General features: G+C 44.0%; 8 protein-coding genes. 5 read left to right on the forward strand and 3 right to left on the reverse strand.

Annotation, left to right across the window (positions count from 1 at the left end):
• Positions 1–120 precede the first annotated feature (120 nt).
• Both ACI35L_RS01295 and ACI35L_RS01300 read left to right on the forward strand, forming a co-directional pair.
• Entirely contained in the window at positions 121–867 is a 747-nt protein-coding gene (locus ACI35L_RS01295) for an SDR family NAD(P)-dependent oxidoreductase (RefSeq protein ID WP_053103776.1), read from the forward strand.
• Positions 868–905: 38 nt separating this feature from the next.
• Positions 906–1,805, forward strand: a complete 900-nt coding sequence (locus ACI35L_RS01300) for a 3-hydroxyacyl-CoA dehydrogenase (protein WP_049673029.1) — start codon at positions 906–908, stop codon at positions 1,803–1,805.
• 52 nt (positions 1,806–1,857) lie between these two features.
• On the opposite strand, the gene ACI35L_RS01305 is transcribed toward ACI35L_RS01300, so the two are convergent.
• On the reverse strand, positions 1,858–2,541 hold the full coding sequence (locus ACI35L_RS01305; RefSeq protein WP_049672049.1) for a YoaK family protein: 684 nt from the start codon (positions 2,539–2,541) through the stop codon (positions 1,858–1,860).
• A 185-nt stretch (positions 2,542–2,726) separates the two neighbouring features.
• Here ACI35L_RS01305 and ACI35L_RS01310 point away from each other — a divergent pair, with 185 nt between their 5' ends.
• The 3 genes from ACI35L_RS01310 to chrA all read left to right on the forward strand — a co-directional run bounded on the left by ACI35L_RS01310 (position 2,727) and on the right by chrA (position 5,288).
• Positions 2,727–3,611, forward strand: coding sequence for an NAD(P)-dependent oxidoreductase (locus ACI35L_RS01310; RefSeq protein WP_439802073.1), 885 nt, complete (start codon positions 2,727–2,729; stop codon positions 3,609–3,611).
• 88 nt (positions 3,612–3,699) lie between these two features.
• Positions 3,700–3,837 (forward strand): hypothetical protein, encoded by a 138-nt coding sequence (locus tag ACI35L_RS01315; RefSeq protein ID WP_156185651.1) that lies wholly within the window; start codon positions 3,700–3,702, stop codon positions 3,835–3,837.
• Positions 3,838–4,091: 254 nt separating this feature from the next.
• Positions 4,092–5,288 (forward strand): chromate efflux transporter, encoded by a 1,197-nt coding sequence (chrA, locus tag ACI35L_RS01320; RefSeq protein WP_049672047.1) that lies wholly within the window; start codon positions 4,092–4,094, stop codon positions 5,286–5,288.
• 69 nt (positions 5,289–5,357) lie between these two features.
• Here chrA and ACI35L_RS01325 read toward each other — a convergent pair whose 3' ends face one another.
• The gene (locus tag ACI35L_RS01325; protein ID WP_049672046.1) at positions 5,358–6,029 is read right to left on the reverse strand and encodes an ABC transporter ATP-binding protein; all 672 of its coding nucleotides are present in this window, start codon (positions 6,027–6,029) and stop codon (positions 5,358–5,360) included.
• A gap of 5 nt (positions 6,030–6,034) precedes the next feature.
• A complete protein-coding gene (locus tag ACI35L_RS01330) occupies positions 6,035–7,102 on the reverse strand; it encodes an ABC transporter permease (protein WP_049672045.1) in 1,068 nt (355 codons plus the stop codon).
• Between the last annotated feature and the right edge of the window lie 110 nt (positions 7,103–7,212).

The raw sequence follows: 7,212 nt of genomic DNA on the forward strand, positions 1-7,212 counted from the left end.
TATAGTCATTTCAGGACAGGTTACTATATTAGTAGAATATACCTGTGCAGGTGTATAATAGATATGTAGGGAAAAGTGATAGACATATTTTGATGAAGATATCGAAGGGAGATGCTTTATATGAATCAAGTAGTTGTCATTACGGGTGCAGCAACAGGTTTGGGAAGAGCAACTGCATTAAAATTGGCCAAGGAAGGCTATCGTTTAGTGTTAGTGGATTTCAATGAGGATGCAGGAACACAAACGACAAAGGATGCGAAGGATTTAGGAGCTGAAGCAATCTTTGTTCGTGCGGATGTATCAAATGAAGATGATGTGAAGAAGTATGTGGAAGAAGCAAAAACGGCATTTGGAACAATTGATGTGTTTTTAAATAATGCGGGAATCATGGTTCCTTTCCGTTTATTACATGAATACGGCGCAGAAGAGTATGACCGTATCATGAACATCAATGTAAAGGGAGCTTTCTTAGGCATAAAATATGTGATTCCTGTAATGCTCGAAAATGGGGGAGGTACTATCGTGAATACTGTTTCCTCCAATTCCTTTAAACCAACGGCCTACAATGGCGTTTATTCAGCTTCTAAGCATGCTCTAGCTGGGTTGACCAAATCTATTGGGCAGGATTATCAGGGAGTGGGCATCTATGCTGTAGGGGTTGCCCCAAATAATATGAAAACGACGATTTCGAAGAATGCCAGCGTTACGATGAATCAGGAAATCGGGGCAGCGATTCAGGCTACTACACCTCCGAATATTGCGGCAACAGCTGAAGAAGTAGCAGAGGCCGTGATTTTCGCTATGAAGAATGGGAAATTACTCACAGGTTCAATCATTAACTGTGCAGGCGGTCAAATACTACAATAATAAAGATTCATAATCGACCAAAGGGATGAGAATAAATGATGAACTATCAAAACATTACGATTGCAGGAAGCGGCGTATTAGGAAGTCAAATTGCTTATCAGACAGCTTTCAAAGGATTTAATGTAACCGTTTACGATATTAATGACAATGCCTTAAACGAAGCGAAGGAACGCCTGACTAAACTAAAATCCCGCTATCAGGATGATTTAGGAGCGGCTCAGGAGGAAGTGGACGCAGCTTACGGACGCATTGCCTATTCAGCTGATTTGAAAGAGTCGGTTGCCAATGCGGACTTAGTGATTGAAGCCATTCCGGAGCTTGCACAAATTAAAACAGAATTTTATCAAAAATTAGGGGAGGCAGCTCCTGAGAAGACAATCTTTGCGACCAATTCATCAACCATGCTGCCAAGTCAATTTGCTGAGGCAACTGGACGTCCAGAGAAATTCCTGGCTCTTCATTTCGCAAATGAAATCTGGAAGAATAATACGGCAGAGGTTATGAAGCATCCAGGTACAGAGATGGGTGTGTTTGAGGATGTAATGGAATTTGCCCAAGCAATTGGCATGGTCGCTCTTCCGCTGCATAAGGAGCAGCCAGGCTATATCTTGAACTCCTTGCTAGTGCCGTTGCTTGATGCCGCACAAATGCTTTTGGCAAGAGGGATATCTGATGTGGAGACAATCGATAAGACATGGATGATTGCGACTGGAGCACCAAAAGGACCTTTTGCCATTCTGGATGTAGTCGGTATTACGACCGCCTATAATATCGTGGCTCAAAAAGCGGCAGTAACCGGCAGCGAGGAGCATAAAAAGCTTGCTGCGATGCTGAAGGAAGAATATATTGATAAAGGTAAGCTTGGAACAGCGACGGGTGAAGGGTTCTATAAGTATCCTAACCCAAGCTTTATGGATCCAGATTTTCTAAAAGCCTAACCATTCTTAAAGGATAGAAAGAGGAGAAGCAAAAGCTGCTTTCTCCTCTTTTCTATGCAAGGGCCGCTCTGCCGGCTTCCTTTCTTCTATGATACAAAATCACTGTAATCAGAATGATGCCTGCGGCAATCCAGATGGCTGTATACCCAAGGATGTCACTGAAGAATGTTCCAACTAAGGTGCCGCTGATAAAGGACAGAATAATAGCGGTAAAGCCTTTGAATTTCCGCATTGATTCCTCATCATGACTGACGAATGCCCCATAGGATGCTTGGGCGGCTGTTCGCAGATTTCCGGTTGTGATGGTGGAGTTATAGCTCCAATCGCCAAGTTTATTGAATGTGGCAATCTGAAGAGAAGAAACGAAGGCAATGGCCATGGTGATGATCATATTCGGTATGCTTGCCGGGAGGAAACCGACAATGAATAAGATAAGGAATTCGAGAGTAAGCACAGCTCTGTGACGAGGCTTGAGCTTATCCTTAATAAGCTCTGCTACAAGTACACCGGCAACAAAGGCAAGGAATGGCGGGACATTCTGGATGGCACCGCTGTATTCCTGGCTTGCCGCCCTCACGGCAAAAAGAACGGTGTTTCCTGTTTGGGCTGTGGCGAAGACACCGTCTCTCGTGATATAGGTGTATGCATCTAAATATCCTCCGACGAAGGCGAGGAGCATACCCATAATCAAGGAATTCGAGGAGAGTCTCAGACGGAAAAGAAAAGATTGATGCATAGTGGCAACTCCTTTTTACATGAATGGGCATTTTTCGTATGATGTCATTCTTTACCGAAATCGAGGAAATATGCGTATTGTTTCCAAATGAAGAAGAGGAGCTGTGATTATTATGTTTATATATCTTGATTTCAAGGTACTCAGTAATGATATAGTAAAGAGGAATCCAGACAGAACAGACGGGAGTGGTTTACTTGCAAACAATAGGATGGATAGGAACTGGCCAAATGGGTGAATTGATGGCTATGAATCTACTTAAAGCAGGATATAGCATACATGTTTATAATCGAACGGTGGAGAAAACGGCTTCTTTAGTTAAAGAAGGAGCAATTAGAGAATCATCGGCAAAGGAATTGGTCGAACGATGTGATGTGAGCTTTATTATGCTCTCTGACGCAAGCGCGGTGAAGGACGTGCTGACGAAGGAGGATGGAGTTCTTGCAGGGTTATTGCCTGGAAAGGTGATTGTTGATATGAGTACAATCTCCCCTGAGGATTCTCGTTCATTTGCTCAGCTTGTTACTGAGAGGGGAGGCATTTACCTGGATGCACCAGTCTCTGGTTCCGTCGGTCCAGCTAAGGAGGGTCAATTGGTCATTCTTGTCGGAGGAGCAGAGTCGGCAAAAGAAGCATGCCAGCCGTACTTTGATGTACTGGGCAAAGAGACTATTTATTTTGGTAAGAATGGAAAGGGCAGTGCCGCGAAGCTTTCAATCAATCTCTTGCTTGCGATTGTCGGTCAAGGGGTTGGAGAGACTTTATTATTAGCTGAGAAGGCAGGTCTTGAGAGAGGAAAAGTGCTGGAGATGATTTCTCAATCAGCTATGGCCACACCTTTATTTGCCGGCAAGAGAGAGATGTATGAGAAGGAAGAATTCCCTGCCGCCTTTATGCTGAAATTAATGGCGAAGGACTTAGGACTGATTAATGAGCAGGCACATCGCTTAGATGTTAGCTTGCCGCTTGCTGAAGCAGCAAAGGATACCTATATGTCCGCGCGTGACAGCGGAGAAGGTGATTCCGATATGGCAGCGGTTTTCGTCGAATTAAAAAGGAAAAATAATAGATAGAAAGCAATGAGAATACAGGGGAGCGGACTAAATAAAAGCTTGGTACATAGATAAGCCTGGAAGCATAGATTATCTAGTCTATGGAGATGTGGAAGATATCACACCAGGGAAAGGGGAATTACTAGTAAAGGTTGCCGCAGCAGGCCTTAATCCAGTGGATTATAAGATGATTGAATCGGGCAGCTCAAAAGCTGGACACGTTGGTCAAAGAGGTTCTGCTGTGTGAACAGCTTCCGGCAGGCTTGAGAAGGCTTAAGGAACGTCATGTTCATAGGAAACTCATTGTAAAAATGTAATGGCGGCGGCCATGCTCAGAGATTCGGCTTGAGCATGGTCGTTTTTTGTCGGAGGGAATAATGGTATGATGGCACCGTAGACAGATCATACACTCCTCTTAAGACCACACAGCAAATTCTACATTTTTTTAACACCCTATTAAACAAGTAAAATCGTGTACTAAATTGAAGGAGGAAGGGATGCATGCGGACAGAACGGAAACGGATTTCCGTAAAAGCATTACTAGAGATTCTTATTGTTTCAACAAGGCTTGGTTTCACCTCATTTGGCGGGCCGATTGCCCATCTTGGCTATTTCCATGAGGAATATGTGAAAAGGCGTAAATGGCTTGATGAGAAGGGATATGCGGAGCTTGTTGCATTATGTCAATTTCTCCCTGGGCCTGCAAGCAGTCAGGTTGGCATTGGAATAGGTATTGTCAGAGGAGGTTTATTAGGGGGGATAACCTCTTTCATTGGATTTACACTCCCCTCTGTCATTGCACTGATTCTGTTTGCCCTATTGCTGGAAGGGATGGATATCGGCGAAGCAGGCTGGATACATGGCTTGAAGCTAGTCGCTGTAGCTGTTGTCGCCCATGCAATTTTAGGGATGGCGGAGAAGCTTACACCTGATTTGAAAAGGAAAGCAATCGCGCTCATTGCCTTAATCATCACACTGGTTTGGGAGATGACGTTTACACAGGTGGCTGTCATTGCGTTAGGTGCATTAGCTGGATATATGCTGTTTAAGCAGGAGAAAGAAGAGGATGAGGCTCCATTTGAAATTCCTTTATCTCGAAAGGTTGCTGCAGCGTGTTTAATCCTATTCTTTGGCTTGCTCCTCCTGCTTCCTGTGCTTAGTGAGGCGTTCTCTATTAAATGGCTTGCTGTGTTTGATAGTTTTTATCGTTCGGGAGCGCTTGTTTTCGGCGGAGGGCATGTCGTCCTGCCGCTGCTTGAACAAGAGGTCGTCCCATCTGGCTGGGTCAGTGAGGAGTCTTTCTTGGCAGGGTATGGAGCGGCTCAGGCTGTACCTGGACCTTTATTCACCTTTGCCGCTTATTTGGGAGCGGTCATGAATGGCTGGGCAGGCGGGCTTCTGGCCACAGCAGCCATATTTTTACCGGCTTTCCTGCTGATTGTAGGGACTCTTCCTTTTTGGGCGGTTATTCGGCAGAATCCAGCTATGAAGGGAGCATTTATGGGAGTGAATGCTGCCGTGGTTGGTATCTTGATTGCGGCCTTTTATCAGCCAATCTGGACGAGCACGATCAAAGATGCGGCGGACTTTGCTGCAGCTGCTGTTCTATTTAGCATGCTGGCCTATTGGAAGCTGCCTCCTTGGAGCGTAGTTGTTGCTGGAGCCTTGCTCGGCATTGGATTAGAATTTTGGAATTAGAAAGAGTAAGAGAATATGATATGAGCAAAGGGCACCTGCAAATCGCAGGTGCCCTTGTTATATGAAAGCTTATGCTTCAAGCTTAAGCTGGCCGTCTGTAATCTTGTAAACCTTATCACAGTAGTCAATCAGGCGGGTATCATGTGTGACGACAATCGTTGTTTTTTTATTTTTCTTTGTCGCATCCTTCAGCATATCCATTACCTCAAACGCACGATCAGAATCGAGAGAGGCGGTCGGTTCATCAGCGAGAATAATGCTTGGGTCTGTATAGAGTGCCTTCGCAATGGCAACACGCTGGCGCTGACCTCCAGATAAGTCTGATGGGAAGCTATTTAATAGCTCGCCAATGCCGAGAGATTCATACATTTGCTCCAGCTGATTCTCTCTAAGATTATCCTTTTTGACCTTATCTAACAGCTTCATTTGCTGTTGAACGGTCAGGAAAGGAACAAGGTTAGATGATTGAAGGACAAAGCCAATCTCTTTCAGTCGAATGGAGGCGCGTTTCTTCTCTTTTAAATCGATTAAGTTATGACCGTTTATAAGCACATCGCCGTTGCTTGGAGTTTGAAGTCCTCCGGCAATAGTGAGAAAGGTGCTTTTGCCTGAACCGGAAGGGCCGATTACGGCAATTAGCTCGCCGGCCTCAGCTTTAAAGTTTGTCGGCTTCAATGCCTCAATTTCAGATTTGCCTGATTTGAATACCTTGTTTACATCCTTTAATTCTAGTAATGCCATTCTCATTAACCTCCTATTGCTTTCAATGGGTCGATTTTAACGATGGTTTGCACAGAGAATAGGGCTCCAAGGACAGATACGACAATCAAGATAGCCGCATAAAGAGCCATATCCATATAATTAAAGGCTACCGGTACAGCGGCTGGCAGGAAGAAACCAGTTAGAATGGTTAAGCCGAAACCGATAATAACCCCGAATAGGGCAAGCAGGAAGGTTTGCGCGATGACAGAGTTGGATAAATACCGATTGGATATACCCTGTGCCTTCATGACGCCGAAAATACTAATCTTCTGAATCGTTAAAACATAAAGGAAGATAGCAAGAATAACCGCTGAAACGATGAACAGAAAGTAAATCATTAAGGTGAGTGTTAAGTTCTGTTCCGTGTATCCAGGCATATTTTCAATGAATGATTGTGTTGATATAAGCTGCAAGGAATCATCAACCGTAATCTCATCAAGATTATCTGCACGGACTACATAAGCATTGATCAAGTCCTCGCTAGCTTCAGCTGCTTCTCCGTAACGAACCTTCTGATATGTCTCCATCGTTCCGTAGAGAACGGGTGCTGCATTGAATTTTGCATCCTCTGTAAACCCAACAATCGTTAACGTTTCATCAATGGAAGAGAGCTCAAGTTCATCTCCGACCTCAAATCCTTCGTCCTTTAGAGAATCATCTGCGATGACTTCGCCGGTTTTGTTGAAGCTTTCTCCTTCTATAACATCAGGCATAATGAATTCATCTTCCTTAATGCCGAATATGGCCACGTTCGCCTTATTGTCACCTGAAGTAGCGATGGAGTTGAATTGTCCTAAGACAGCTGTCTCAGAAGCGCCATTTCCGTCATATTCATCCTGCTTAAAGCTGGATTGCGGGAGGTTAATATCTGATTCATCTGTCAGAATGACCCCTTCTGCCTCCCATTTGTCAACGGCCTCCTTGTTTAGATTCTCGAGTCCATTAGCAAGGCCGGATAAGAAGAAGACCAAGTACGAGACAAGTGTTAGTACACCGATAATTAGAGCAAATCTGAGCTTGTTGTTTTTCATTTCATTCCAAGCCAGAAACATATGTCCACATCCCTTTTAATGTTTTTATATAAGTAATATATAGATAATGTATAATTTATTTCCCCTTTTAGCAAATAATTCAATCCTAATTTTCGAAAAAAAATAACCCT

It is taken from the genome of Pradoshia sp., from assembly GCF_051873915.1.
Taxonomy (GTDB): domain Bacteria; phylum Bacillota; class Bacilli; order Bacillales; family Pradoshiaceae; genus Pradoshia.

Excerpts from the sequence above, each read along its gene's own strand:
- ACI35L_RS01300 (WP_049673029.1), top strand. The coding sequence starts at position 906 with ATGAACTATCAAAACATTACGATTGCAGGAAGCGGCGTATTAGGAAGT.
- ACI35L_RS01330 (WP_049672045.1), bottom strand. The coding sequence starts at position 7,102 with ATGTTTCTGGCTTGGAATGAAATGAAAAACAACAAGCTCAGATTTGCT.
- ACI35L_RS01305 (WP_049672049.1), bottom strand. The coding sequence starts at position 2,541 with ATGCATCAATCTTTTCTTTTCCGTCTGAGACTCTCCTCGAATTCCTTG.
- chrA (WP_049672047.1), top strand. The coding sequence starts at position 4,092 with ATGCGGACAGAACGGAAACGGATTTCCGTAAAAGCATTACTAGAGATT.
- ACI35L_RS01325 (WP_049672046.1), bottom strand. The coding sequence starts at position 6,029 with ATGGCATTACTAGAATTAAAGGATGTAAACAAGGTATTCAAATCAGGC.
- ACI35L_RS01295 (WP_053103776.1), top strand. The coding sequence starts at position 121 with ATGAATCAAGTAGTTGTCATTACGGGTGCAGCAACAGGTTTGGGAAGA.